This is a genomic window from Aeromonas sp. Y311-2 (genome assembly GCF_027706025.1).
In the GTDB taxonomy this organism is placed as follows: Bacteria; Pseudomonadota; Gammaproteobacteria; order Enterobacterales; family Aeromonadaceae; genus Aeromonas; species Aeromonas veronii.
Map to the genome: position 1 here is coordinate 56192 of NZ_JAPDCL010000023.1, position 25762 is coordinate 81953.

Sequence of the window (25762 nt, forward strand, 5' to 3'; positions counted from 1 at the left end):
GCGCCATGCTGACGGGGTCGGCGCCGATGCGCCATCTCATCAGCAAGGAGCATCACCATGTTAGTCCCCCAGTTCACCATCCTCTACGTTACCAATCCGACCCGCAGCGCGCTCTTCTACCGCGAGTTGTTCGGGCGTGAACCGGTGGAGGAGTCACCTACCTTTGCCATGTTCGTATTCGAGTCAGGCGCCAGACTGGCGCTCTGGTCCAGTACCACCGTCGAGCCAGCCGTTACCCAAAGTGCTGGCGCCATGGAACTGGCCTTCTCGCTGCCTGATGAAACCAGTGTCGATTCTGGCTTGTCAGAGTGGCAAGCTCGTGGCCTGACCATCATCCAGCAACCAACCCGGATGGAGTTTGGCTATACCGGCATGGCTGTTGATCCCGATGGCCATCGCCTGCGACTCTACTGCCTGGCACCAGAACTGAGCTGAGTTATAACCATCAACACCAAGCAGTTTCATGTTTCACGTGGAACGTGCCATTTCCCCGCCCCTGAAAATAAAAAAAAGCCGCTCACAAGGAGCGGCTTTTTTATATCGAGCTGACAGTGTCGATTAGACGTCGAGGTTGGCCACGCGCAGGGCGTTGGTCTCGATAAAGTCACGACGGGGCTCAACGGCATCACCCATCAGGGTGGAGAAGAGCTGGTCAGCGCCGACGGCGTCGTCGATGGTGACGCGCAGCATGCGGCGGGCTTCTGGATCCATGGTGGTTTCCCACAGCTGGTCCGGGTTCATCTCACCCAGCCCTTTATAGCGCTGGATGTAGATGCCGCGCTTGCCTTCGCCCATCAGCCACTCGACGGCTTCCACGAAGTTGGCAACCGGTTTGACCTTCTCGCCACGCTTGATGAAACCACCTTCCTCGATCAGGTTGGCGATCTCCTTGCCCAGCGAAACCAACTGACGGTACTCACCGGACTGCAGGAAGTCGTAGCTGAGCGGATATTCGCGATCGACACCGTGCTGACGTACCACGGCGTGCGGCACGTACAGGCTGCGCTCTTCGTCACGACGAACCTGGATCTGGTACTGGATACCGTGGTTGCTCTCGTTGAGCACGGCTTCCATACCCTGACACCAGGCCAGCAGATCGCTCTCGCTGTTCAGCAGCACTTCGTTCAGCTCCGGCTGATAGATCAGCTGGGTCAGTACCGCTTCCGGCGCACGACGAGACATGCGGGTGATCAGGTGAGTCACCGAGCGGTGCTGGTTGACCAGGCGCTCCAGTGCCTCGCCACCGATAGCCGGGGCAGACTCGTTAACGTGCAGAGTGGCACCATCCAGCGCCATGGCGGTCTGGTACTGCAGCAGCGCGTCTTCGTCTTTCAGATACTGCTCCTGCTTGCCCTTCTTCACTTTGTAGAGCGGCGGCTGGGCGATGTAGACGTAGCCACGTTCGATGATTTCCGGCATCTGACGATAGAAGAAGGTCAGCAGCAGGGTTCGGATGTGCGCACCATCGACGTCCGCATCGGTCATGATGATGATGTTGTGATAACGCAGCTTGTCCGGGTTGTACTCGTCGCGACCGATACCGCAACCCAGTGCGGTGATCAGGGTGCCCACCTCTTGCGAGGAGATCATCTTGTCGAAACGGGCCTTCTCTACGTTCAGGATCTTGCCCTTGAGCGGCAGGATGGCCTGGTTCTTACGGTTGCGACCCTGCTTGGCGGAACCGCCAGCAGAGTCCCCTTCCACTATGTAGAGTTCGGAGAGAGCCGGGTCTTTTTCCTGACAGTCAGCCAGCTTGCCGGGCAGACCGGCGATATCCAGCGCGCCTTTACGGCGGGTCAGTTCGCGGGCTTTGCGGGCCGCTTCACGGGCACGGGCCGCATCGATGATCTTGTTGACCACGATCTTGGCATCGCCCGGGTTTTCCAGCAGGAAGTCCGCCAGCTTCTCACCCATCGCCTGCTCAACTGCGGTCTTCACTTCGGAAGAGACCAGCTTGTCTTTGGTCTGAGATGAGAACTTGGGATCCGGCACCTTGACGGAGATAACGGCAATCAGACCTTCACGTACGTCGTCGCCACTGGCGGCAGACTTGGCCTTCTTGCTGTAGTCCTCTTTGTCCATATAGGAGTTCAGAGTACGGGTCAGCGCGGTACGGAAGCCAACGAGGTGAGTACCACCATCCCGCTGCGGGATGTTGTTGGTGAAGCAGTAGACCCCTTCCTGATAGGCGTCGTTCCACTGCATCGCCACTTCAACGCCGATACCATCCTGCTCGGTGGTGAAATGGAACACCTTCGGGTGGATCGGGGTCTTGTTCTGGTTCAGGTATTCAACGAACGCCTTGATGCCACCCTCGTAGCAGAAATGCGCCTCGCGGCCATCACGCTCGTCTTGCAGACGGATGGAGACACCGGAGTTGAGGAAGGAGAGCTCGCGCAGGCGCTTGGCCAGGATCTCGTAGTGGAACAGGGTATCGCTGAAAATGGCAGGGCTCGGCCAGAAGCGCACTTCGGTACCGGTGCCGGTGCTGTCGCCAATCTGCTTGAGCGGCGCCTGTGGCTCACCCAGATGATAGGTCTGCTCGTAGACGTGGCCGTTACGACGAATGGTCAGCAACAGCTTGTCAGAGAGGGCGTTAACTACCGAGACACCCACACCGTGCAGGCCGCCGGATACCTTGTAGGAGTTGTCATCAAACTTGCCGCCTGCGTGCAGCACGGTCATGATGACCTCTGCGGCGGAGCGGCCCTCCTCCTCGTGCATGTCTACCGGGATACCCCGGCCATTGTCACGCACAGAGACAGAACCGTCGGAATGGATCTTGACCAGAATATCGGAGCAGTAGCCAGCGAGCGCCTCGTCAATGGAGTTATCGACGACCTCGAACACCATGTGGTGCAGACCCGAGCCATCATCCGTATCGCCGATATACATCCCCGGGCGCTTGCGGACCGCATCCAGGCCCTTCAGCACCTTGATATTCGAGGAGTCGTAAGTATTTTCACTCATAGCTTACTCTCTGCCTTCTCTAACGTTTCGGAGATTTTACCTTGTTCCACGTGGAACAACTTGCAGTCATTCGCATCCATCATGTCTGCGAGCTGACCGGTGTCGATGGCAGTGATAAACACCTGGGACGCACACTGCTTCAGCCTTGCGGCCAGCAAGCGGCGCTTGTCGACATCCAGTTCAGAGGCAAAATCGTCAATTAAAAAAATACAGCCACGGCTGCTATGTTGATTCAAATAGAGCCCTTGGGCCAGTCGCATGGCGCAGACCAGCAACTTCAGCTGACCCCGGGACAAAATATCCTGAGCGGGTACCCCGTTCGCCTTGAGGCGCACATCGGCTTTCTGTGGACCGACACCGGTATAGCCCAGCGCCCGATCCCGCTCAAACCCCGCCTCCAGCAAATCGCTGAGGGGAGTATCTTTCTCCCAGCCCCGGTAAAAGCCGAGACTGATATCGAATTCCGGCAGAAAATCCGCCGTCATCTCCTTGATCAGGGGCGTAATGGCCTGACAATAACTGGCGCGAAACTCGGCCAGCTCACCACCCAGCCGTACCAACTCCTGATCCCAGAACGCCAGCTGGCGGTACTGGGTGCTCTGGCGCAGCAGCGCATTGCGCTGTTTCAGCAGCCGCCGCACTCGCCCCCACAGGGCAAAGAAGGTCGGCTCCTGATGGAAGCCCCCCCAATCGAGCCAGGCACGGCGAGCCTGAGGCCCGCCCGTCAGCAGGTTGAAGCCATCGGGATGGATCAACTGCACCGGCAACAGCTCCGCCAAATCGGCCAGCCGCTGGGCCTGTGCCCCGGCAATCTTGAGCTGGGTCTCGCCACTCTTGTCTTTGGCAAGACCGATCGGTACCTGACGCCCCTCCAGCTCGCACTGGGCAAACAGGGTAAATGCCCTCTCCCCCTGGCGGATGACCCGCCCGGTCAAATGAGTGCGAAAGGAGCGCCCCAGACCAAGGTAGTGAATGGCTTCCAGCACGCTGGTCTTGCCGCTGCCATTGCACCCGACCAGAATGTTGAGGCCGGGCGACAGCTTGAGACTGGCTTGCTGGATATTGCGAAAGTCGCTGAGCTGGAGTTTGACCAGGGACACGACTAGATCCGCATCGGCATCACCACGTACTGAGCATCCTGATGTTCAAAATCCTCAATAATGGCACTGCTGATGGAATCGCTCAGGCTAATCCGAATTTGGTCACATTTTAACGTATTCAGCACGTCCAGCACATAAGAGACGTTAAAGCCGATCTCCATCTCGCCAGCGGCATATTGTACGTCAAGCAGCTCTTCGGCTTCTTCCTGTTCTGGGTTGTTGGCGGTGATGCGCAGCAGGTTTTCCTGCAGATTGAGACGCACCCCACGGAATTTCTCGTTGGAGAGGATGGCGGCGCGGGCAAACGCCTGACGCAGATCCTCACGGCCGGCGATCAGGGCCTTGTCGCTGTTGCGCGGAATGACGCGGCGCCAGTCCGGGAAGCGGCCATCCACCAGCTTGGAGGTGAAGATGAAGCCGTCCAGCGCAGCCCGCAGGTTGCTGCGACCGATCTGCAGACGTACCGGCTTGTCTTCCGCTTCCAGCAGACGCACCAGCTCCAGTACCCCTTTACGCGGCAGGATAACCTGATGATCGGGCAGCGATTCCCCTACTACCTCGCGGCGGCAGGTAGCCAGACGGTGGCCGTCGGTCGCCACGGTGCGCAGACCGTGACCTTCGCTCTCGAACAGCATGCCGTTCAGGTAGTAACGCACGTCCTGGCTGGCCATGGAGAACTGGGTCGCATCGATCAGCTTCTTCAGCTCCAGCTGGCTGATATCGAACTCGAGCACGGATTCCCAATCCTCGATGTTCGGATACTCGGTCGCCGGCAGGGTCGAGAGGTTGAAGCGGGAGCGACCGGACCGGATGATCAGGCGCTCGCCTTCGGTATTGAGACGGATCTCGGCGCCTTCCGGCAGACCACGGCAGATATCCAGCAGCTTGCGCGCCGGTACTGTGGTGCGGCCATCTTCGCTGGCCCCGTTCAGATAGACCTGACCGATCATCTCTACTTCGAGATCGGTACCGGTCAGTGACAGCAGACCGTTGCTGACATCAAGCAGCACGTTGCCGAGGATCGGCAGGGTCGGTCGGCCGCCGAGGGCGCCGGACACCAGTTGCAGAGGACGTAACAGGGCCTCACGGCTAATTTCGAGCTGCATCTGTGCTCTCCGTTGTGATTAGGAGGAAAAGATTCGGATCAGGTTGGAATATTCGCGCTGCATCTGTCCACTCGATTCCGTTATCAGGAAGAAAGGGTACGGATCAGGTTGGAATAGTCCTCCTTGATGTCGTGACTCTCCTCCTTCAGCTGCTCGATCTTGCGGCAGGCATGAAGAACGGTAGTGTGGTCACGGCCACCAAAGGCATCACCTATCTCCGGCAAACTGTGGTTGGTCAGCTCCTTGGCCAGTGCCATCGCCAGCTGGCGCGGACGGGCAACGGAGCGGGAACGACGCTTGGAGAGCAGATCCGCCAGCTTGATCTTGTAGTACTCCGCCACCGTCTTCTGGATATTGTCGATGGTGACCAGCTTCTCCTGCAGTGCCAACAGGTCGCGCAGCGCTTCGCGCACGAAATCGATGTTGATGGCACGGCCGGTGAAGTTGGCGTTGGCGATAACCCGGTTGAGGGCGCCTTCCAGTTCACGGACGTTGGATCGCAGACGTTTGGCAATGAAGAAGGCCACTTCGTCCGGCAGATGGATCTGGTTCTCGTCTGCCTTGCGCATCAGGATCGCGACGCGGGTCTCCAGCTCCGGCGGTTCGATCGCCACGGTCAGGCCCCAGCCGAAGCGGGACTTGAGGCGATCCTCGACACCGTTGATCTCCTTCGGATAGCGATCCGAGGTCAGGATGATCTGCTGATTACCTTCCAGCAAGGCATTGAAGGTATGGAAGAACTCCTCCTGGGAGCGCTCCTTGTTGGCGAAGAACTGGATGTCATCGATGAGCAGGGCATCGACGCTGCGGTAGTAACGCTTGAACTCTTCAATGGCGTTGTTTTGCAGCGCTTTCACCATGTCCTGAACAAACCGCTCGGAGTGCATATAGATGACTTTGGCATCTTTTTTACTCTCCTTGATGGCATTGCCAACGGCGTGCAGCAGGTGGGTTTTACCCAGGCCAGTGCCGCCATAGAGGAACAGCGGGTTGTAAGCACCACCCGGATTGTCCGCTACCTGACGGGCAGCCGCACGCGCCAACTGGTTGGACTTACCCTCGACGAAATTCTCGAAGGTATAGTTCACGTTGGTGTTGCTCTTGTGGTTCGGCTCGGGCTTGGCTTCAGCCTTGCTTTCCCAGCTCTTCTGCAAGTTATTCACAGGCGCGGCACCCTGTACCGGCGCTCTGGCGACAGCAACAGGATGGGGACGATTGCCTATATCAAAACGCAGGGCGGGGCCGTCGACCCCGCAGAGTTCGTTGATGATGCCGTTAACCCGGATGAGATACTTGTCTCGTACCCAGTCCAGAACAAAGCGATTCGGTGCATACAGGGTCAGAGTATTGTCACTCAACTCCGCTTGAAGCGGCCGGATCCACATGCTGAATTCTGCCGAGGGCAACTCATCTTGCAGCCGGTTAAGGCACTGCTGCCATAGCGAAGCAGTCACTCTAAACTCCTGTCGATTGATTAACTAAAGACCGGCTATTCTACGTTTTTAGCCGCCGGATCTCCAGCCATCGCCCGGTGGATCCAGCAAATAAGATCCTTGACTTTCAAGGATCCAGCGCCTTTGGATCAGATTTCATCCCCAAAGTTACCCACAGCTTGATCCACCGTCCTGATTGGTCGATCCCGTGCTTCTCTCCTGTTATTTCATATAACCAAATGTCATTTATTTTTTAAATTTTATTCCAATAACATCAGGGCCAAACCAGTTATTACAACTACAAATACAAGACATTGAGAGAGAGAAACACCATGAAAACATCCATCAAACTGATTTCCGGCGCAGCCATCCTGCTCGCCACCCTGTCCGGTCAGGCCATCGCCCAGGAGACCATCAAGGTCGGCATGTCTGGCAAATATTTCCCGTTCACCTTCGTTAAACAGGACAAGCTGCAGGGCTTTGAAGTGGATATGTGGAACCAGATCGGCGAGCGCACCGGCTACAAGGTCGAATTCGTGACTGCCAGCTTCTCCGGTCTGTTCGGCATGCTGGAAACCGGCCGCATCGACACCATCTCCAACCAGATCACCATCACCGACGAACGCAAGGCGAAGTACGACTTCTCCCAGCCTTACGTCTATGACGGCGCCCAGATTGTGGTACGCAAGGGCAACAGCACCATTCATGGCATCAAGGATCTGGAAGGCAAGAAGGTGGCCGTGAACCTGGGGTCCAACTTTGAAGAGCTGCTGCGCAAGAACGACCCGAACAAGAAGATCGATATCCGCACCTATGACTCCGCCTTCGAGCAGGATGTCGCCCTGGGTCGCATCGATGCCTTCGTGATGGACCGCGTCTCCACCGCCCAGCTGATCAAAGAGTCCAAGCTGCCGCTGCAACAGGCTGGCGCACCGTTCGAGACTATCGAGAACGCCCTGCCCTTCTTGAAGACCCCGGAGAAACAGGCGCGGCTGAAGAAAGTCGACGAGGCCCTGACCGCCATGCGCAAGGATGGCTCCCTGCGTCAGATTTCCGAGAAATGGTTCGCTTCCGACATCACCGACAAATAAATGATGGAATTTGACCTCGATTACACGCTGGGGCTGTTTCCCATCCTGCTCAACTATCTGGGCACCACGATGGAGATGGCCCTGTGGGGATTCGTGCTGGCACTCGTACTCTCGCTGGCCCTGGCGATAGTACGGGTGTTTCGCGTCCCCGCGATTCACTGGCTGGCGATGCTCTATATCTCGTTCTTTCGGGGTACACCGCTACTCGTTCAGCTGTTCCTGCTCTACTACGGATTGCCGCAACTGTTCCCGATCTTCGTGGGGATGGATGCCTTTACTGCCGCCATCGTCGGTCTGACCCTGCACTTCGCCGCCTACATGGCCGAGTCGATCCGCGCAGCCATCCTCGGCATTCACAAAAGCCAGATGGAAGCGGCGCTCAGTATCGGCATGAGCCGTTATCAGGCGATGCAGCGGATCATCCTGCCGCAGGCGGCCCGTATCGCCACCCCGTCGCTGATGAACTACTTCATCGACATGATCAAGAGCACCTCGCTGGCCTTCACGCTGGGAGTGGCCGAGATCATGGGCAAGGCGCAGATGGAAGCCTCCTCCTCCTTCAAGTTCTTCGAGAGCTTTATGGCGGTGGCGCTGATCTACTGGGTAGTGGTGATCTTCTTTACCCGCTTGCAGCATCTGCTGGAAGTCCGTCTTAACCGTGCCTATTAAAGGAGGGCTCTCATGATCAAGCTAACCGGCCTCTCCAAGGCATATCACGGCAATCAGGTGCTCAACGGCATCGATCTGGAGGTCAAAAAGGGGGAAATTGTCGTCATCATCGGCCCCTCCGGCACCGGCAAGTCGACTCTGTTGCGCTGCCTGAACCTGCTGGAGACCCCGGATGCGGGCACCCTGGCCATCGACGATCTCGAGCTCAATCTGGCCAAGGCCAGCGAACAGCAGGCGATCGAGCTGCGCAAGCGGGCCTCCTTCGTGTTCCAGAACTACGCCCTGTTTGCCAACAAAACAGCGCTCGACAACATCGCCGAAGGGCTGATCACCGTCTGGAAGCAGCCAAAAGCGGAGGCCCGCGCCACAGCGCTCGGCATCCTCAAGGACATTGGTCTTGCCGACAAGCAGGATGCCTATCCGGCCTCCCTCTCCGGCGGCCAGCAGCAGCGGGTCGGCATTGGCCGCGCCATGGCGGCTCACTCCAAGGTGATCCTGTTTGACGAGCCCACCTCAGCCCTCGATCCCGAGTGGGTCGACGAGGTTTTGGGACTGATGAAAGAGTTGGCCCGTCAGCACCAGACCATGGTGGTGGTGACTCATGAGATTGAATTTGCTCGTGATGTTGCCGATCGGGTGATCTTCATGGAAGGGGGGCGGATCGTCGAGCAGGGCCCGCCGGATCAGATATTGGTCGATCCCAAGGATCCCCGTACCCGGGAGTTCTTGCGGAAAGTCCTTAAATAGCTCTCTCTTTGGCGGCCTGGCCGCCTTTTTTATTGAGGGATCCCTTGTTTAACCCCGGGTTGCCAGTATAATCCGGAGCCCTTGATCCTCTGGATCCTCACGCTCGGCAGTGGCCTTTTCAAGACCATGGCAGGATGAGAGGGAACGGCGGATTGACTAAAAGCCGAACTCTGTTTAGAATTCGGCCTCTTTTGCTAGTCGTCACACGCTATAGCTGGCGCGTCGGCTAAGTGTGACAATCAAAACTGTACAGAAATACGGAATCGAATCATGAAACGTACTTTTCAACCGTCCAACCTGAAGCGCAAGCGCTCTCACGGTTTCCGCGCCCGCATGGCAACTGCCAACGGTCGTAAAGTTCTGGCCGCTCGTCGTGCCAAGGGTCGTGCCCGTCTGGTAGTTTAATGCCTACCCAGCACACCTTCTCTCGGGAGTTACGTCTGTTAACTCCCGAACACTTCAAACGCGTTTTCGCCGAGCCTGTCCGGGCTGCTTCCCCGCAAATTACGCTTCTCGCCTGCCCCAATTCACTCGAACACTCTCGTCTTGGTCTCGCTGTGCCCAAAAAAGCACTCAAGCGTGCCGTCTGGCGTAACCGTGTCAAACGGGTGGTCCGGGAAAGTTTCCGCCTCAAACAACATCAGCTGCCCGCTATCGACATCGTGGTGATCGCCAAGGCCGGTGTGAAAGAGATGGATAACGAGGAACTGTTCAAGTTACTGGAAAAGCTATGGCGCACTCTGTCACGCCGTTGCAATGGGTAGCTATCAAACTGATACGCCTGTATCAGCTAATCATTAGCCCTCTGCTCGGGCCGCGCTGCCGTTTTACTCCAACTTGTTCCCAATTTGCGATAGAAGCCATCCGACTTCACGGTTTCATAAAAGGCGTTTGGTTAGCTAGCAAACGTCTATTAAAATGCCATCCCTTATCCGAGGGTGGTTATGACCCGGTTCCGCAACCAAAGCGAAGAAACTGAAGACTATGGAATCACAACGCAATCTACTCCTGATCGGTTTGCTGTTCGTGAGCTTTCTGCTCTGGCAACAGTGGGAGTCCGACAAGGCTCCGAAGCCGGCCCCGACTACCGTGGCCCAAACCGAACATTTCGTACCTGAAGCCGGTCAGACCGGTGATATTCCTCAGGTTTCCGAGCAAGCCAACGCGACTGCCGCACGCAAGCTGATCACCGTCTCCTCTGACGTGCTCAAGCTGACCCTGGATACCCAGGGTGGTGACGTCGTGTCTGCCGAACTGCTGTCTCACAAACTGGAAGAGGGCAAGGACCAACCGTTCGTGCTGCTGACCAGCAAGCCTGAGCACCTCTATATCGCCCAGAGCGGTCTGGTGGGTCGCAACGGTCCGGACAGTCAGGCCGAAGGTCGTCCTACCTATGAAGCCGCCCAGACCAGCTATCAGCTGGCCGATGGTCAGGATCAAGTCGTCGTTCCGATGACCTGGACCGACAGCAAGGGCGTGGTCTTCACCAAGGAGTTCATCCTCAAGCGTGGCGACTATGCCGTTGGCGTTGATTACAAGATCGACAACAAATCTGCCGAGCCGGTTCAGGTGCAGTTCTATGGTCAGCTGAAGCAGACCGTAGCCACACCGAAGGATCAGGAAGGTCATGCCATGGTAGCCAGCGCTTACCGTGGTGGTGCCTTCTCCACTGAAGATACCCGCTACAAGAAGTACACCTTCGACGAGATGAAGGATGCCGACCTGAACAAGACCACCAAGGGTGGTTGGGTCGCCATGCTGCAACACTACTTCGTCTCTGCCTGGGCACCAAATGCCGACGATACCAACAGCTTCTACAGCCGTGTGATCCCGGGTAAAGGCCAGGCCATCATCGGTTACAAGGCGCCGCTGGTTGACGTGGCTGCCGGCCAACAGGCTGAAGTGACCAGCAAGCTGTGGGTCGGTCCCAAGCTGCAAGACCAGATGGCCAAGGTGGCTAACCACCTCGACCTGACTGTCGACTACGGCTGGCTGTGGTTCATCGCCCAACCGCTGCACTGGCTGCTGACCGTATTCCACGGTTTCGTCCAGAACTGGGGTCTGGCCATCATCATGCTGACCCTGCTGGTGCGCGGCATCATGTTCCCGCTGACCAAGGCCCAGTACACCTCCATGGCCAAGATGCGCATGCTGCAACCCAAGATTGCGGCCCTGCGCGAGCGCTTCGGCGATGACCGCCAGAAGATGTCTCAGGGCATGATGGAGCTGTACAAGAAGGAGAAGGTCAACCCGCTGGGTGGCTGCCTGCCGATCCTGGTTCAGATGCCGATCTTCATCGCCCTCTACTGGGCACTGATGGAGTCCGTCGAACTGCGTCACGCGCCGTTTGCGCTGTGGATCACTGACCTGTCAGTGAAGGACCCCTTCTTCGTGCTGCCAATCCTCATGGGTGCCTCCATGTGGTATCTGCAGAAGATGAGCCCGACCACAGTGACCGACCCGATGCAGCAGAAAGTGATGCAGTTCATGCCGATCATCTTCACTTTCATGTTCCTCTGGTTCCCGGCTGGTCTGACTCTCTACTGGCTGGTGAGCAACGTCATCTCCATCATCCAGCAGACCATCATCTATCGTCAGCTGGAGAAGAAAGGACTGCATTCACGCAGCTAATCTTCCCGTGATGACAAAAGAGGCGGCCTTCGGGCCGCCTTTTTTATTACAATGTCTCCCACTACGTTTTCCTATCAGCGAACAAACGAGCCAAGCAAGATGACAACAGATACGATCGTGGCCCAGGCCACCGCGCCAGGCCGTGGTGGCGTCGGCATAGTCCGGGTCTCCGGCCCCGCCGCCGAACAGGTCGCCGGGATAGTGCTCGGCAAGCTCCCGCGGGTGCGCTACGCCGAATATCTGCCGTTCAAGGATGAGCAAGGCCAGGTACTGGATCAGGGCATCGCCCTGCTGTTCAAAGCTCCCAACAGCTTCACCGGCGAGGATGTGCTGGAGCTGCAGGGCCACGGCGGCCCCGTCATCATGGACATGCTGATCCGCCGCATTCTGAAAATCGACGGCATCCGCCCTGCCCGCCCCGGCGAGTTCAGCGAGCGCGCCTTCATCAACGACAAGCTGGATCTGGCCCAGGCCGAAGCTATCGCTGACCTTATTGAAGCCTCCAGCGAACAGGCCGCCCGCAGCGCCATGCACTCCCTGCAGGGGCAGTTCTCCAGCAAAATCCAGCAACTGGTGGAAAGCCTGATCCGGCTGCGCATCTATGTGGAAGCGGCCATCGACTTCCCGGACGAGGAGATCGACTTCCTCTCCGACGGCAAGGTGGCGGGCGACCTCTACGCCATCATGTCCGAGCTGGACGACGTGCGCGGGGAAGCCAAACAGGGCGCCCTGCTGCGGGAAGGGATGAAGGTGGTGATCGCCGGTCGTCCCAACGCCGGCAAATCGAGCCTGCTCAACGCCCTGGCAGGGCGCGAGTCCGCCATCGTCACCGAGATTGCCGGTACCACCCGCGATGTGCTGCGCGAGCATATCCATCTCGATGGCATGCCGCTGCACATCATCGATACCGCCGGTCTGCGCGACACCCAGGATAAGGTGGAACAAATCGGTATCGAACGCGCCTGGGCAGAGATCGAACAGGCCGATCGGGTGCTGTTTATGGTGGATGGCACCACCACAGACGCGGTCGACCCGCGGGAAATTTGGCCGGAATTTGTTGATCGGTTGCCAAAAAACATCGGCCTCACCGTCATTCGCAACAAGGCCGACCTGACCGGCGAGGATCTGGCACCGAGCCAGGAGCAAGGCCACGCCGTCTACCGCATCTCCGCCAAGACCGAGCTGGGGCTGCCTGCCCTGCGCGAGCACCTGAAAGCCTGCATGGGCTTCCAGGGCAACACCGAAGGGGGCTTTATGGCCCGCCGCCGCCATCTGGATGCGCTGGAGCGCGCCGCCGAGCGCCTGCTGGTGGCCAAGGAGCAGCTGGAAGTGTTCGTGGCCGGCGAGCTGGTAGCCGAAGAGTTGCGCCTGGCGCAGGAGTCTCTCTCCGAGATCACCGGCGAATTCAGCTCAGACGATCTGCTGGGCCGCATCTTCTCCAGCTTCTGCATCGGCAAGTAATGTGGTGAAAAATCAGCAATAAAAAGCAGCCAGTGAGAACATAAGACATTGTAAATATTGGACTTTGTTTTTACTGGCTATTCTTGCCTGATCTTGTTTCGTGAGAATTTACCCCGAGAGTACCCCGAAGTAACCTCTTGGGGTACTTTTGGGGGACACTTATGAAGATCAGCATCGAATACCGCGCACCGGACGCCGAAGGCAAGCGCGCTCTGCGCTTAACCTACTACGCCGGCTCCTACCTTGACCCAACCACGGGCATCCGCAAGCACAAACGCAGCAGAGAGACCCTGGATCTCTTCTTGTACGACAAGCCGCGTACCCCAGCACAGCGGCTCCACAACAAAGAAACCCAGCGAGCAGCCGAAGCCATCCGTGCCAAGCGGCTCTTCGAGCATGAGACAGGTAAACACCATCTGGATTTCTCGAATGCCTACAAGGCCAGCTTCTTCGAGTACTTCCAAGAGGTTACGGACCAAAAAGCGGCAGGTAGCAAGAGCAACCACTCCATCTGGATATCAGCCCTCAAGCATTTGCGCCAGTACCATAAACAGCCGGAGCTGACTTTCGAGGAAGTAGATCAGCTGTTCCTGGAGGGGTTTCGGCATTACCTGATGCACAAGGCCCGCACCAAAAGCGGCACGCCACTGAGCCGCAATACCCAGAGTGCCTATTTCAACAAGTTAAGGGCAGCCCTGAACCAGGCAGAGCAGGAGCGGCTGCTACCGGATAATCCGGTACGACGTGTCAAAGCTATCCAGGGGGAGAAGAACAAGCGCGTTTACCTGACCGAAGACGAAGTTCGAGCCCTGGCCCATGCCGAGTGCCGCTACGACGTTCTTAAGCGCGCCTTTCTATTCTCCTGCTGCACTGGCTTGCGCTGGTCCGACATTCACAAGTTGACTTGGGCAGAGCTTGAGCCCTTCTACGGCCATTACAGAATCGTCTTCACCCAGAAGAAAACCAGCGGTCTGCAATACCTGGATTTGAATGACATGGCGATGCAGCTGATGGGGCGCCCAGGCAAGACATCAGAGCGGATCTTCAAGGGGCTGAAATACTCTGCCTGGCACAACATGGAACTCACCCGCTGGGCGTTGCAGGCGGGTATAACCAAGAAGGTCACCTTCCACAGCGCACGCCATACCTTCGCAGTCATCCAGCTTAACCGTGGCGTCGATATCTATGCGCTCTCCCGCTTGTTGGGCCACAGTGAGCTGAGAACCACCGAGATCTACGCCGACATCCTTGAATCACGACGCAGGGACGCCATGCTCGATTTTCCCAACGTATTGTTGTGATCATGATGAGACAAAGCCTCGACGAGATCTTGACCTGAATTGATCGAAACAGCTTAGCCAGTTAGGGAAGAGCCAACAAACAGGCCAGCGCAACCATACGCTGGCCTAGATTATCTTAGATAATATAGATCGGATCTCAGGATCGCCCTGCAGCCCAAGTCGCACTTGGGCTTAACTGATTAGGCCTGTGACCAATATCGTGAACTTTGTGACCACTTTCGTGATAGTCCGTGACCATTATCGTGATAGCGCAGGCCGACCTATGGTGAACCGCCCCTTGGCATGTTCACTGATTGACCAACCCAGTTCAGCCAGTTCATTCAATGCCTTGCGGACTCGCGATTGCCGCTTGCGGTGAGTGGCCATGCTGGCTTCCTCAGGAAAAACATAAGCAACCAAGGTGTCTAGCTGTACCGTCCGACTCTGGCCAACATCGACCCAGGCACATAACCGCTGATGCAACAGTCTGGTGATACAGCCACTCAGGCGCCGCACCTCTGTCATGTCGATACGAACATGGCGGCCAGAGCCCATAATGGCGGAGGTCAGCAAAGGATTGAGCGCTACAAAGAGCCCGTCGGTCAGGGCATCGCTGGAATAGTTCGCAAGCAGACGAAAACCGCTGCGCTGGCCTGCTACCTGCGCTATTACCGACACCTTCCATAACCGCTCGACACAACGGCGCACCGTATTGGTGTCACGAGGGTTGGCGTAGCCAATCTCCTTGGCCAGTTTGTGCAGGCTGCTTTTGACCACCAAGACTCGTTGCTGATTGGCTGCCCAGCGAGGCTCTAGCAGGGTACGCAAGCTGTTGCCCTCCCCGGTAGCTGCAATGGGCTCAATGATGGCGCTATATTCCTCAACACCAGCCAGGGCAACCAGTCCCTGAAGCACACGAAGGTCATCGGCACCCAGCGGCTCTGGCCCGGAAAACTCAATCTGATTGCCCCCACCGAATCGATACACCGCATCCAGCTTGTCTCGGCGGCGCTGACCTGGAGCGATGGCTCTGAACAATCCTGGTGCCAGGCAGTGCATATGGTCATGCCGAGCATGGGTCAATTCAAAGCAAGGCACGTTTACCTCTCTCTCGGCGCGTTTCGTCCAATTTGGCGGGGTACAATACGCCACCTTCCCCCCGCACCAACCAGCGCTCTGGTAGTGGCTGCCCATAATTACTTTTGCTTACCCCAAACCGCACGTAGCGCTGGCTCTGCTCTGCCGATACGCCCAGCTGCTGCGCCTCTTTCTTGGTCATAGTAGCGAGATAGGCCTGCCAGCGGACGTTGTCCACTAGTACCGACGAACCTCGGCTGGCCTGCTGCAGATCGCCAGCTTCTTGGAATGCTGCGGATTTGCTGGTGTGGTGTACAAATAGCACGCTACATCCCTGCCCCATGGCCAGCCGCTCCAACTGACCCAGCACCTGCGTCATAGCACAGGCTGCATTCTCGTCGGCATCGTGAAAGCGTCTCAGTGTATCGATAACCACCAACCTGACCCCCTCAGCCCAAATGGCAATCGCTTCCCACCAGTGGCTATTCAACACATTCGGACTGGCCCCCTGAAGCGGTATCAATCGAAGGTCGCGCTCCAGTGAAACACGCTGCCGTGTATCAATATATTGGCCAAGGGTAAACAACCGGTGATGTAACACGGGCCGAGGGTCTTCGGCTGGCAGGTAGAGCACAGAGCCTCTCTCCAACTTGCCGAGTTCTAACCAATCCGGCCCACCGGCTATCTGGATTGCCAACTGCAATGCCAGCATGGATTTACCCGCACCACCCGGTGACACCAAGGCCCCAACACAGCCAACCGGGAGCCCTGGTAGGACAAAATCGATTGGGCTAGGGGACTCAGAAAATGCGACCTGGAGATCTAGGGGCCAATAGGTTGTGGTCAGATCTTTTTCCATCCCCATACCTCACCGCCCCCCATGGCGGGCTCGTCGAACCCTCGTGTTCACATGATCAGCCAGCTCAACATCTGGCGAGATGCGATGGGAGAGCAGCCAGTCCAGCAGCTCATCCCTCCTGAAATAAATTTTTTTCCCTTGCGGCTTGTAGTGCGGTAAGCGCCTCTCGCTGGTCAACCGGTACACATAGCTGACCGATACCCCCAGCAGTTCGGCGCACTCCTCAGCCGAGAGAACCTCTCTCTGTGCTAACCCCTGTTGGCGAACTAGATGTTTCAACTCATGGAGTTCACGCAGAATCGAACCCGTAGGATCGCTGTAAATAGCCGGATTTTGCTCACGCATGCAGATGATCTCCCTGTAACAAACATCAACATGCAAGAGCGTACCGAGGACCTAACGAAATCCAGAGCGCTGTAAGTGCCCAAAATGGGCACTTACAGCGTTTTCTGGAAAATTTTCACATGTGAAATTTTGGCGAGAAACCGCCAGTAAAGTCATCAGGCTCCACCAGATCCGTCACAAAATGGGGTAAAAATGATTGACTGAAAGAGGGCGTATCTTTAAGGTTGCCAGCAACATGACCCCGGCCGCTTGGTTGCGTTGCAACTTACGCCGGGGTTGTTTTTTTGAATCTGTCTTTGTGTCGGCATACACGCCTTATTACTTCGCCATACAGCCAGTCGGTTGCTAATCATCGGGGTAACCGTTACACTTTGCGCATCTCATCTACCAGCCTTTGGCGTCAGCGTAGAAGGAGTTACGGCCCCGTCCTCTCCGGAGGGCGCGGCCAGCTTAATTTCCTCCCCTAGCAGTTAATAACTCCCATACCGTTTCCAGCGCTTGTTGTACTTGCGCCGTTCGTGTTCATATTCGATGAAAAATGCCGTCCACGGCAGGATATATTCTCCGCGATCATCCAGCACGACGAGGTAGCCTTCTGCTTCAAACCAGATATGGATGCGTTGCAGCTTGCCACGAGGCTCAGCCCACACCTTCAGCTCAGGATCGCTATCATTCTCGATGATGGGCTTGGGCCAGCGGATGCGTTCGCATCGACGTAAATCGGGTTCTCGCTCTGCTTCAACTTCTCCAGTTGAAATCATGTGCCAGAAGGTCGCTGATTTCCCGGCATATTCAGGATGACGTTTCAGACCAAGACGCTTGCCTCTGAACTCGGGTTTGTTGAGTACAAAGTCTTGTTCGAAGGCCGCATAAACAGCAGAGAAAAAACGCCCCCAATCACCGCCAGAGGCGGTCATCAGAATGAGGTCAGGTAGCCATACAGGTTGCATCACCATCCCCCCCTGCTGCACCAGACCATCAGATTGAACTTGCTCTCTCGCAGAAGGGTATTGTGCGTCAGCTTGTAACCACTTCGTTGCCGTATTCTTTCAATCAACGCCAGCTTGGCTTGGCTGCTGGTCAACCCTCGATGCAGATAGCTCAGGGCTCCGATCAAAAGATCCGCAACTTGCAGCAACTCGGCTTCATGAGAGTGGATCCGCTGCACCCGATGAATGATTTTCTTCGAATAGTCATACGTGTTGTTGCACAAAACATCATGCAACTTACTGATCTTCTCATGCCCCAAGGTATCCTTGATATCGATATAGACTCGATAGCCATTCTGCGGCTCAAAGATCGTCTTCAACATGACGAAATACATTTTGTAGTACCAGTCGTCATGACTCTGCCCAAACGCTTCATGATTTAGCTGTGACTTATCCGGGATAACCAGACCACGAAAGTGAAGGTCATCATCATCGAAAAAGTAATCCAGCAGATCACGATAAAAGGCGAGTTTCGACTGACTAACCTTGGTCCACTTCACCTCGAAATCCGGCGCCAGCCCGTGCTTTTGTTTGATCTCCCGCAAGCGACGCACAATCTCGTGGCGCTTATCCAGCGGACACCACACAGCCCCGAGCACCATGGCCGATTGACCATCGTTCTCCAGATGGCAGGACTCATCGCAATAGACATTAAATATGCGGCTCATCAGGCAAGGGCTCCTTCCACCAACGACTCGGCCAAGGCAAGCTGGGTCTGCTGGCTGGTTTGTAGGCGGGATTTCAGTTGATCGCAGAGGGTCATTAATTCATCAACCTTAGTAACTATTCTATGTTGCTCTGAGATGGGAGGAAAAGGAACCACTAGCAACCTTGCTTTCTTGATCCCGAATACAGCATGAGTGCTATTGGTTTTTTGTGTGTCCAAGGTTTGGTATAAAGTTGGACTATTTAGGTAAGTAGCTAAATAAACAGGATGAGTACAACCTATTCTTGGCTGAATTAAAATAAGATTTGCGGACAAGCAATAGTTAAACGGTGCTTGCAAGAAAAATGGCTTACCTAACGTTCCAACTTTTCCAAATACAAAATCGCCATCTTTAATTTGATAACGTTCTTTATGCTCTTGCAATATAACTTCAGATACTTTTCTAGCGTTATCAAAGTTAATGCCGCGCTCATGATCAATATCCGTATAACCAATGTATGGAACACCGTCTTCTACTTCTGGTGGAGTGCGATGACTAGGTTGTGGATCAACAAAATCTGCAATATCTTCGCCTCGAGCCCACGCCCACCCCTGTGGTAGCTCAAACGGCTTTTCGTCTTCGCTGATCGCAGGCAGCGGTTTCTCTTTTTTAATTTTCTTCTCTTTGACCAGCTGGGCTTTTTCGGCGGCGATGCGCGCCAGCAGGGCGGAGGCAGGTTCATCGCTGGGGTCTTGCGATACCAGTTTGCCCATCACCGCCAGTTGCAGGATGCTCTGCTTCAGGGCGTCGATGCTGGCCTCGGTGGTAAAGAGGGTATCGAAGTGAGTGCTTAACCGTGCCCAGTTCTGCGCCAGTTCATCGGCATCGCAGGAGTCTGTCAGCGTGGCGAGCAGGGTCTCCACCAGCATCTGATGGGCTGCCAACTGCGACTCGCTGCGCAGCTCCAGCTGGTCGCAGAGGGCCATAAGATCATCCACTTTGGCAACGATGCGGTGTTGTTCTGCAAGCGGGGGGATAGCAATTACAGATTCTGCAATTTGCCCTCCAGATAAGTGATCTACAGTGGTATATGCTTTTACCCCTTGAAGAGATATCAGTCGCAATTGTAATGATTCAGCTATGAATCTTTTTGCAGTTTTTTCAAAGAAGAAAATTAACCGTGTTACTCGTTGATTTAATAATGCTTCTGAGCCGGACCAAGGAGCAACACGAAAGTTGCCATCCATGCTGACAAGATATTCACCTCTCATCACAACAAACTCTGGCTTGTACTCACCATTGTAATAAGTACCAGAAAAGACCTGCCCAACATCTCTAATTCTGATTAGCGGAATGCCTTCCCCATGCTCATTAAAACCATTTGATTTGAATGCAAAACCTGCTTGTGGAAATGCTATATCTGATAGCCGACACCACTCCCACCCATCAGGTAATTCAAACAGCTTCTCTTTCTCACCTATTTCCGGCAAGGCTTTAGACTTTTTAATTTTCTTCTCTTTGACCAGCCGAGTTTTTTCGGTGGCAATCCGTTCCAGCAGCACGGAGGCGGGTTCATCGCTGGGGTCTTGCGGAACCAGTTTGCCGCGCACGGCCAACTCCAGGATCAGCTCTCGCAGCTTTTTGATGCCGGTGAGTTCCAGCTTGCTGTTGCTGCCGCGCCCGGCACTGCTTTTGGGGCGCACTGCCGCCGTCCAGAGATCCAGGTGGTCGGTAATCAGATTTTCTATTTTCAGCGCCGCCATTATGCCTGCTCCCCTTGCTTGGCCGCACCTTTGCCCAAGGCGTCGCCCAGAATGGCTTTTAGCTGGTCACGCAGGCTCTGGATTTCAGCCTGCTCTGTGGCATAGCGCGCCAGCAGCTCGTCAGGGTCGTGACTTATCTGCTCGCCGACATGGGGGTTCTTGATATCGAGGTTAAAGTTGCGCTCGATAATGGTCTCGATACTGACCTTCCAGGCCTGTTCGTTCTCAACCCGGGCAGCAAAGCCGTCCGCCTCATCGCCCCACCAGGCAATCTCGGCTTCAAACTCCTCGAACTTCATCGGCTTGGTCTTGCTGTAGCTCTTCACCCCAGCCGGATAGGGGTGCTCGTAGAACCAGACATCCTTGGTGGGCTGGCCCTTGGTGAAGAAGAGGATATTGGTCTTGATGCCGGTATAGGGGGCAAACACGCCGTTGGGCAGCCGCACTATGGTGTGCAGGTTGCACTCAGCAGTGAGCAGTTGCTTTATCTTGGTTTTGACCCCTTCGCCAAACAGGGTGCCATCGGGCAGTACCACTGCGGCGCGACCGCCCTTGCCATTTGTTGCCGGGGCAAGGACTTCGATGATGAGCTGCAGGAACAGGTCGGCGGTTTCGCGGGTGCGCAGATCGGCGGGGAAGTTCTGCTCGATGCCATCCTCTTCGGTGCCGCCAAAGGGCGGGTTGGTGAGGATCACATCGATATCGCTATCCCAGCTTGACAGCGGTTTATCGAGGGTGTTGCCGTGGCGGATCTGCACCGGCACCTCGATGCCGTGCAGCAGCATATTGGTGGTACAGAGCAGGTGTGGCAGTTGCTTCTTCTCGACCCCCAGGATCTGCTGCTGCAGGGTCTGATGGTCGGCTGAGGTCTCGACATAGTGCTCTTTGACATGGTCGAAGGCGCAGGCGAGAAAGCCGCCGGTACCGCAGGCCGGGTCCATAATCCGCTCGCCGAGTTTGGGGTCGATGCGGTTCACCATAAAGCGGGTGACGGCGCGGGGGGTGTAGAACTCGCCCGCGTTACCGGCGCTTTGCAGGTCACGCAGGATCTGCTCGTAGATGTCGCCAAACAGGTGGCGTTCGCTGCTGTCGGTAAAGTCGATCTCGTTGAGTTTGTTGATCACCTGCTTGAGCAGGGTGCCGTTCTTCATGTAGTTGAAGGCATCGCTGAACGCCTCTTTCACCACATAGCCACGGGGGTTGAGATCGATATTGGCAGGCTGGTTTTTCAGACTGTCGAACAGATCGTTGTTGACGAAATCGAGCAGGGCATCACCGGTCAGCCCTTCGCTATCAGCCGCCCAGTGGCGCCACAAGAAGCGTTCGGGGATGGGGCAGCGGTAGTTATCCTGCTCAAACTCCAGCTCCTCTTCCTGGGCGTCGAACACTTTCAAAAACAGCAGCCAGGAGAGCTGGCCGAGGCGCTGGGCATCACCGTCGATACCGGCGTCCTTGCGCATTATGTCCTGAATGGATTTGATGACTGAGCTGATGGATGACATGGGATTCTCTGCTTTTTACAAAAATGGTGACGAATACAGGGGCGAATGCGTCAGGAGTATCGATAAAACAAGCGGCCATCATTGGAATGGCCGCATGGTAGTTCAGAAGCAGTCAGGTCGTCAGGCGCTCTGCTGCTCGCGGTAAATTTCTTGTTCCAGTTCGGTGATGGCCTGCTCGAACTGTTTGGCGCCACCAAAACCCTTCTTGGCCAACTCCAGCGGGCGCCCCAACTCGGTAAAGGGGGCGACTTTTAGCGCATCCTTGGTCTCAATCTCGGTCACGCCCTGATCGGCATACTTGTCGAGCAGGCGGGTTAATACCTGCTGGGCGGTATCGTTGTACTTGGTGAAGTAGTTGCGCTTTTTGACGTTGTTGGCCCGCTCGCGACGGGTCAGTGGCGGCTGATCGTATACCACATGGCAGATAAGGTCGAACGGGTCGAGCTCCTTACCCACTTCCTGCTCCAACACCTCCCACAGCACGCCCGCCTGAGCCAATTCATCCATAATGGCTTGCTTGCGTTCGGCGGCTTGCCAGCGTTTGGTGAAGGCATCGAGGGTGGCAAACTCTTTGAGCAGGGTCTTCTTGGTGTAGTCCTTGAAAGATTCGGTCACCAGTTTGCCATCGGCATCGTAATACTGCACCCGCTCGGCGATGACGCTGACCGCCACGCCGTTGACATAATACTTGCTGACCCTGGGCTCGGGGCCACCCAGCGGGCCTGCGCCCTGACCCCCTGCGCCACTCTGGCCACCATCACTACCGGTTGTGTAGCTGCCGGGTTGTTCATCTACCCCGGGGACAAACGGATCGTCATTGTCGCCGGGTTCATCGGCTGGCAGTGGATCGGCTCCGTCGATGATATCGCCCAGGCCTTCATCCGGATTGTTGATGTCTGACGATTTGATCACCATGACGCGCTCCGGCTCGCCGTCGAAACGGGGATCGGCAAACAGCTCGGTGGCCTTCTTGAAATCGAGAATGGTGAACCAGAGCTTGCCGTACTTGTCGTCGATACGGGTGCCACGGCCGATGATCTGCTTGAACTTGGTCATGGACTGAATGTTTTGATCCAGCACCACCAGCTTGCAGGTCTTGGCATCAACGCCGGTGGTCATCAACTCGGAGGTAGTTGCGATGACCGGATAGGGCTTTTTCGGGTTGATGAAGTTGTCGAGCTGGGCCTTGCCAAGGTCATCATCACCGGTGATTTTCATCACATAGCGCTCATCCTTAGCCATCTGTTCCGGGTTGAGGTTGACCAGCGCCCGTCGCATCCGGTCGGCATGATCGATGTCGTTGCAGAACACAATGGTCTTGGCCATCGGGTCGGTTTTCTTGAGGTAGTTGGTGATGGTCTCGGCCACCAGCTGGGTACGCTCGTCGATCACCAGAGTGCGGTCGAAATCCTTCTGGTTGTAGATACGGTCTTCAATCAGGTTGCCCTGTTTGTCCATCTGCCCTTTGGTGGGACGCCACCCCTGCAGATCGACATCGATATCAACCCGCACCACCTTGTAGGGGGCAAGAAAGCCATCTTCGATCCCCTCTTTGAGGGAGTAGGTATAAACAGGGTCACCGAAGTAATCTGTGCTGGAGACTGTTTCGGTCTCTTTGGGCGTAGCGGTGAGACCAATCTGGGTGGCCGATGAGAAGTATTCGAGGATCTCGCGCCAGGCGCTGTCTTCGGCGGCGCTGCCCCGATGGCACTCATCCACCACGATCAGGTCGAAGAAGTCGGGTGAGACCTGCTTGAAGGCTTTCTGTGACTCTTCCGGCCCGGTGAGCGCCTGATAGAGGGCAAGATGAATTTCAAAAGCTGGATCGACTGTGCGCCCTATCACTTTGGTCATCGCTGAGCCAAAGGGTTGAAAGTCATTGATCTTGGTCTGATCGACCAGAATGTTGCGATCGGCCAAAAACAGGATGCGCTTCTTGGCGCCCGCCTTCCACAAACGCCAGATGATCTGAAATGCGGTGTAGGTCTTGCCGGTGCCGGTGGCCATCACCAGCAATACCCGATCCTCACCTTTCGATATGGCTTCTACGGTCTTGTTGATAGCCTGCAGCTGGTAGTAGCGGGGGGATTTGCCACTGCCATCCGAGTAATAGTCCTGACTGATGACAGGCAGCTGAGCCTGGGTGTAACCCTTCCAGGTGCAGAGCTTGTCCCAAAGTTGGCCCGGGCTGGGGAAGTCCTCCAGCGCGATCTCGGATTCCAGCTTGGCCGGATTGGTCTTGTCATGAAATACGAAGCCATCGCCGTTGCTGGCAAATACGAACGGCACATCCAGCAGACGGGCATAATCGAGCCCCTGCTGCATTCCCTTGCCAATCTCATGCTTGTTGGCTTTGGCCTCGATCACCGCCAGTGGCAAGCCCATCTTGTGATAGAGCACGATATCAGCCGATTTGACCTTTTTACGTGCCGCCATCTGGCCACGCACCACCACTTTGCCATCCCGCAGCTTCACCTCTTGGCGGACTTGGGTCAGATCATCCCACCCCGCCGCCTTGATGGCAGGCAGCAGGTATTTGGAGATGATGTCGGCTTCGGTGAGGGTCGCTTTGTTGATCTCGGCCATGAGCACTCTTCCGGTCGGGGGACAATATTGCTCAAGATTCTCTCATAAAATCAGCCGAGTTTTGTTGATTTCAGACTCATAAAGCAACATGGGAGGCTGCTCTTGATAGCGTACCTTCTGGCCAAGGATACGTCAGGCAATGGCATAACTAGGTCGTAGTGAATGCTTGTTGAAGGGCATAGCTTGAGTTAGTCCCATCGCCAGTCAGCCGGTTTGGCTCTCGCTGAATGCAGAGGCCAAGATTCCAGATAGATAGGAATCTGCCCCCATCAATTCCAGCACACCAAGGTCTATCATCCCTTCAAACAAGATGACCAATTTTCCAGAGAGAAAAACGGCACGAAATTTCCAGATAGATAGGAAGTCTTCGATCAGGATTCCACATAACTCGTTCTGAACTGGCATTCCACTATGTGGAAAATTCGCACCACTTTTCCAGATAGATAGTTATGTGGAAAGAAACTGGACGGGAATTGGTTGGGAATGACAGTGTTCATTCCATGGCTCCACATCCTGCGTGATTCCACGCAATCATGTTTGTTGCAAGCGAACAAACTTCAATACTTTCAGTGTTTTGTTGATTTCTTCCTGAGCGGAGTCCATGGTGATATGGAGTTTGGTCACACGATCACCTGATTGCATCCTTTATCCGCTACACCTGAGGCCATCACCATGAACAGCATCGTCATCCTGATCCTCCTGTTTTCATTCCTGATAGGCTTTGGCGCCTTTGCTGCGTGGCTGTATATCGAGAAGCGTCGCATGGGTGCCTCGGATAAATGACCCGCTATTTTACTGAATGGACCTCTTTTGCCACGCACGAAATCAGATGGCGGGAGCAGCCCAACATTTCCTGGATCACCGAGTAGCTGTGTCCGGTGCTCAACAACTGTGCGATGTGCTGACGCTTCTTTTCATCTTTCTGGCGACCGCGATATTTCCCCTCATCCCTAGCCTTGGCAATACCCTGCTGTTGCCTGCGTCGGCGATCTTCGTAGTCTTTGCGAGCGACGGCTGCCAGCATATCCAGCAGCATGCCATTTACAGCCTGCAAGATGGCGCTGGTGAATTCGGAGCGGCTGTCCCCCTGTAACGCCACCCAGGAAGTCGGAAGCTCCGGAGAAACGATGGAGAGCTGTTTCTGAGCTAGCAACTGCTTCAATGTTTGCCAATCCGTCTGATTGAGACGAGCCAGACGATCAATCTGTTCTACCAGCACAATGTCACGATCTGCAGCGTCGCGGATCAGCCGCATAAGCTCAGGCCTGTCCAGCGTCGCCCCAGACTCATTCTCCACATAGAAACTGGCTATCTGATGGCCATGCTCTGCAGCAAAACCAATCAGCAGCTCTCGTGCCCGCTCAGCATCCTGCTCCACTGTCGATGCACGTAAGTACGCCCGTATGAACATTGAAACCTCCATAGGTCTTGTCATTTTCAGAAGACGACTGCACCAGTTGATTGGGCGTAATGGCTGTTGTGCAGCCAGCTCCTGACAGTTCAATA

General features: G+C 55.8%; 23 protein-coding genes. 10 read left to right on the plus strand and 13 right to left on the minus strand.

What is annotated here, in order from left to right; genetic code table 11:
• Nucleotides 1-57: 57 nt before the first annotated feature.
• Complete coding sequence (locus tag OKC42_RS18460; protein ID WP_069555112.1) at nucleotides 58-435, plus strand: VOC family protein; 378 nt, start codon at nucleotides 58-60, stop codon at nucleotides 433-435.
• A 123-nt stretch (nucleotides 436-558) separates the two neighbouring features.
• On the opposite strand, the gene gyrB is transcribed toward OKC42_RS18460, so the two are convergent.
• From gyrB to dnaA, 4 genes are all read right to left on the minus strand, one after another.
• On the minus strand, nucleotides 559-2970 hold the full coding sequence (gyrB, locus tag OKC42_RS18465; protein ID WP_201906545.1) for a DNA topoisomerase (ATP-hydrolyzing) subunit B: 2412 nt from the start codon (nucleotides 2968-2970) through the stop codon (nucleotides 559-561).
• Nucleotides 2967-4070, minus strand: coding sequence for a DNA replication/repair protein RecF (gene recF / locus OKC42_RS18470; protein ID WP_270820555.1), 1104 nt, complete (start codon nucleotides 4068-4070; stop codon nucleotides 2967-2969). Before recF ends, gyrB begins: the two co-directional genes overlap by 4 nt.
• A 2-nt stretch (nucleotides 4071-4072) precedes the next feature.
• Complete coding sequence (gene dnaN / locus OKC42_RS18475) at nucleotides 4073-5176, minus strand: DNA polymerase III subunit beta (RefSeq protein WP_005339306.1); 1104 nt, start codon at nucleotides 5174-5176, stop codon at nucleotides 4073-4075.
• Nucleotides 5177-5259: 83 nt separating this feature from the next.
• Nucleotides 5260-6630: a chromosomal replication initiator protein DnaA gene (dnaA, locus tag OKC42_RS18480; RefSeq protein ID WP_005339307.1), complete on the minus strand. Its 1371-nt coding sequence runs from the start codon at nucleotides 6628-6630 to the stop codon at nucleotides 5260-5262.
• 311 nt (nucleotides 6631-6941) lie between these two features.
• Here dnaA and OKC42_RS18485 point away from each other — a divergent pair, with 311 nt between their 5' ends.
• The 9 genes from OKC42_RS18485 to OKC42_RS18525 all read left to right on the plus strand — a co-directional run bounded on the left by OKC42_RS18485 (nucleotide 6942) and on the right by OKC42_RS18525 (nucleotide 14509).
• A complete protein-coding gene (locus tag OKC42_RS18485) occupies nucleotides 6942-7700 on the plus strand; it encodes an amino acid ABC transporter substrate-binding protein (RefSeq protein WP_270820556.1) in 759 nt (252 codons plus the stop codon).
• The gene (locus tag OKC42_RS18490; RefSeq protein WP_270820557.1) at nucleotides 7701-8369 is read left to right on the plus strand and encodes an amino acid ABC transporter permease; all 669 of its coding nucleotides are present in this window, start codon (nucleotides 7701-7703) and stop codon (nucleotides 8367-8369) included.
• 12 nt (nucleotides 8370-8381) lie between these two features.
• A complete protein-coding gene (locus OKC42_RS18495) occupies nucleotides 8382-9116 on the plus strand; it encodes an amino acid ABC transporter ATP-binding protein (RefSeq protein WP_005339311.1) in 735 nt (244 codons plus the stop codon).
• A 270-nt stretch (nucleotides 9117-9386) separates the two neighbouring features.
• Nucleotides 9387-9521 carry a 50S ribosomal protein L34 gene (rpmH, locus tag OKC42_RS18500; RefSeq protein WP_005307156.1) on the plus strand — a complete coding sequence of 45 codons (135 nt, stop codon included), beginning with the start codon at nucleotides 9387-9389 and terminating at the stop codon, nucleotides 9519-9521.
• Nucleotides 9521-9880 (plus strand): ribonuclease P protein component, encoded by a 360-nt coding sequence (gene rnpA / locus OKC42_RS18505; protein ID WP_005339313.1) that lies wholly within the window; start codon nucleotides 9521-9523, stop codon nucleotides 9878-9880. Before rpmH ends, rnpA begins: the two co-directional genes overlap by 1 nt.
• On the plus strand, nucleotides 9847-10095 hold the full coding sequence (yidD, locus tag OKC42_RS18510) for a membrane protein insertion efficiency factor YidD (RefSeq protein ID WP_010672280.1): 249 nt from the start codon (nucleotides 9847-9849) through the stop codon (nucleotides 10093-10095). Before rnpA ends, yidD begins: the two co-directional genes overlap by 34 nt.
• Before the next feature lie 5 nt (nucleotides 10096-10100).
• Nucleotides 10101-11747, plus strand: coding sequence for a membrane protein insertase YidC (yidC, locus tag OKC42_RS18515; protein WP_005355794.1), 1647 nt, complete (start codon nucleotides 10101-10103; stop codon nucleotides 11745-11747).
• Nucleotides 11748-11846: 99 nt separating this feature from the next.
• Nucleotides 11847-13208: a tRNA uridine-5-carboxymethylaminomethyl(34) synthesis GTPase MnmE gene (mnmE, locus tag OKC42_RS18520; protein ID WP_019445516.1), complete on the plus strand. Its 1362-nt coding sequence runs from the start codon at nucleotides 11847-11849 to the stop codon at nucleotides 13206-13208.
• Nucleotides 13209-13369: 161 nt separating this feature from the next.
• Nucleotides 13370-14509 carry a site-specific integrase gene (locus tag OKC42_RS18525; protein ID WP_113721704.1) on the plus strand — a complete coding sequence of 380 codons (1140 nt, stop codon included), beginning with the start codon at nucleotides 13370-13372 and terminating at the stop codon, nucleotides 14507-14509.
• 237 nt (nucleotides 14510-14746) lie between these two features.
• On the opposite strand, the gene repC is transcribed toward OKC42_RS18525, so the two are convergent.
• The 9 genes from repC to OKC42_RS18570 all read right to left on the minus strand — a co-directional run.
• Complete coding sequence (gene repC, locus OKC42_RS18530; protein WP_257124058.1) at nucleotides 14747-15526, minus strand: replication protein C, IncQ-type; 780 nt, start codon at nucleotides 15524-15526, stop codon at nucleotides 14747-14749.
• Between the two features lie 46 nt (nucleotides 15527-15572).
• On the minus strand, nucleotides 15573-16430 hold the full coding sequence (locus OKC42_RS18535; RefSeq protein ID WP_333563376.1) for a helicase RepA family protein: 858 nt from the start codon (nucleotides 16428-16430) through the stop codon (nucleotides 15573-15575).
• Between the two features lie 3 nt (nucleotides 16431-16433).
• Complete coding sequence (locus tag OKC42_RS18540) at nucleotides 16434-16769, minus strand: helix-turn-helix domain-containing protein (RefSeq protein ID WP_257124056.1); 336 nt, start codon at nucleotides 16767-16769, stop codon at nucleotides 16434-16436.
• Between the two features lie 470 nt (nucleotides 16770-17239).
• Nucleotides 17240-17725 (minus strand): hypothetical protein, encoded by a 486-nt coding sequence (locus tag OKC42_RS18545; protein WP_257124055.1) that lies wholly within the window; start codon nucleotides 17723-17725, stop codon nucleotides 17240-17242.
• Nucleotides 17719-18426, minus strand: a complete 708-nt coding sequence (locus OKC42_RS18550) for a DUF3800 domain-containing protein (protein ID WP_081990753.1) — start codon at nucleotides 18424-18426, stop codon at nucleotides 17719-17721. Before OKC42_RS18550 ends, OKC42_RS18545 begins: the two co-directional genes overlap by 7 nt.
• Entirely contained in the window at nucleotides 18426-20168 is a 1743-nt protein-coding gene (locus tag OKC42_RS18555; protein WP_257124054.1) for a restriction endonuclease subunit S, read from the minus strand. The genes OKC42_RS18550 and OKC42_RS18555 overlap by 1 nt, the downstream gene beginning before the upstream one ends.
• Complete coding sequence (locus tag OKC42_RS18560) at nucleotides 20168-21670, minus strand: N-6 DNA methylase (protein ID WP_118854408.1); 1503 nt, start codon at nucleotides 21668-21670, stop codon at nucleotides 20168-20170. The genes OKC42_RS18555 and OKC42_RS18560 overlap by 1 nt, the downstream gene beginning before the upstream one ends.
• 120 nt (nucleotides 21671-21790) lie before the next feature.
• Nucleotides 21791-24256, minus strand: coding sequence for an EcoAI/FtnUII family type I restriction enzme subunit R (gene hsdR, locus OKC42_RS18565; protein WP_118854409.1), 2466 nt, complete (start codon nucleotides 24254-24256; stop codon nucleotides 21791-21793).
• Between the two features lie 787 nt (nucleotides 24257-25043).
• On the minus strand, nucleotides 25044-25762 hold a 719-nt coding region (locus tag OKC42_RS18570; protein WP_429087452.1), incomplete at its 5' end, for a recombinase family protein.

Excerpts from the sequence above, each read along its gene's own strand:
- OKC42_RS18460 (WP_069555112.1), top strand. The coding sequence starts at position 58 with ATGTTAGTCCCCCAGTTCACCATCCTCTACGTTACCAATCCGACCCGC.
- gyrB (WP_201906545.1), bottom strand. The coding sequence starts at position 2,970 with ATGAGTGAAAATACTTACGACTCCTCGAATATCAAGGTGCTGAAGGGC.
- dnaN (WP_005339306.1), bottom strand. The coding sequence starts at position 5,176 with ATGCAGCTCGAAATTAGCCGTGAGGCCCTGTTACGTCCTCTGCAACTG.
- OKC42_RS18485 (WP_270820556.1), top strand. The coding sequence starts at position 6,942 with ATGAAAACATCCATCAAACTGATTTCCGGCGCAGCCATCCTGCTCGCC.
- OKC42_RS18490 (WP_270820557.1), top strand. The coding sequence starts at position 7,701 with ATGATGGAATTTGACCTCGATTACACGCTGGGGCTGTTTCCCATCCTG.
- OKC42_RS18495 (WP_005339311.1), top strand. The coding sequence starts at position 8,382 with ATGATCAAGCTAACCGGCCTCTCCAAGGCATATCACGGCAATCAGGTG.
- rpmH (WP_005307156.1), top strand. The coding sequence starts at position 9,387 with ATGAAACGTACTTTTCAACCGTCCAACCTGAAGCGCAAGCGCTCTCAC.
- rnpA (WP_005339313.1), top strand. The coding sequence starts at position 9,521 with ATGCCTACCCAGCACACCTTCTCTCGGGAGTTACGTCTGTTAACTCCC.
- yidD (WP_010672280.1), top strand. The coding sequence starts at position 9,847 with ATGGCGCACTCTGTCACGCCGTTGCAATGGGTAGCTATCAAACTGATA.
- yidC (WP_005355794.1), top strand. The coding sequence starts at position 10,101 with ATGGAATCACAACGCAATCTACTCCTGATCGGTTTGCTGTTCGTGAGC.
- mnmE (WP_019445516.1), top strand. The coding sequence starts at position 11,847 with ATGACAACAGATACGATCGTGGCCCAGGCCACCGCGCCAGGCCGTGGT.
- OKC42_RS18525 (WP_113721704.1), top strand. The coding sequence starts at position 13,370 with ATGAAGATCAGCATCGAATACCGCGCACCGGACGCCGAAGGCAAGCGC.
- OKC42_RS18535 (WP_333563376.1), bottom strand. The coding sequence starts at position 16,430 with ATGGGGATGGAAAAAGATCTGACCACAACCTATTGGCCCCTAGATCTC.
- OKC42_RS18540 (WP_257124056.1), bottom strand. The coding sequence starts at position 16,769 with ATGCGTGAGCAAAATCCGGCTATTTACAGCGATCCTACGGGTTCGATT.
- OKC42_RS18545 (WP_257124055.1), bottom strand. The coding sequence starts at position 17,725 with ATGGTGATGCAACCTGTATGGCTACCTGACCTCATTCTGATGACCGCC.
- OKC42_RS18550 (WP_081990753.1), bottom strand. The coding sequence starts at position 18,426 with ATGAGCCGCATATTTAATGTCTATTGCGATGAGTCCTGCCATCTGGAG.
- OKC42_RS18555 (WP_257124054.1), bottom strand. The coding sequence starts at position 20,168 with ATGGCGGCGCTGAAAATAGAAAATCTGATTACCGACCACCTGGATCTC.
- OKC42_RS18560 (WP_118854408.1), bottom strand. The coding sequence starts at position 21,670 with ATGTCATCCATCAGCTCAGTCATCAAATCCATTCAGGACATAATGCGC.
- hsdR (WP_118854409.1), bottom strand. The coding sequence starts at position 24,256 with ATGGCCGAGATCAACAAAGCGACCCTCACCGAAGCCGACATCATCTCC.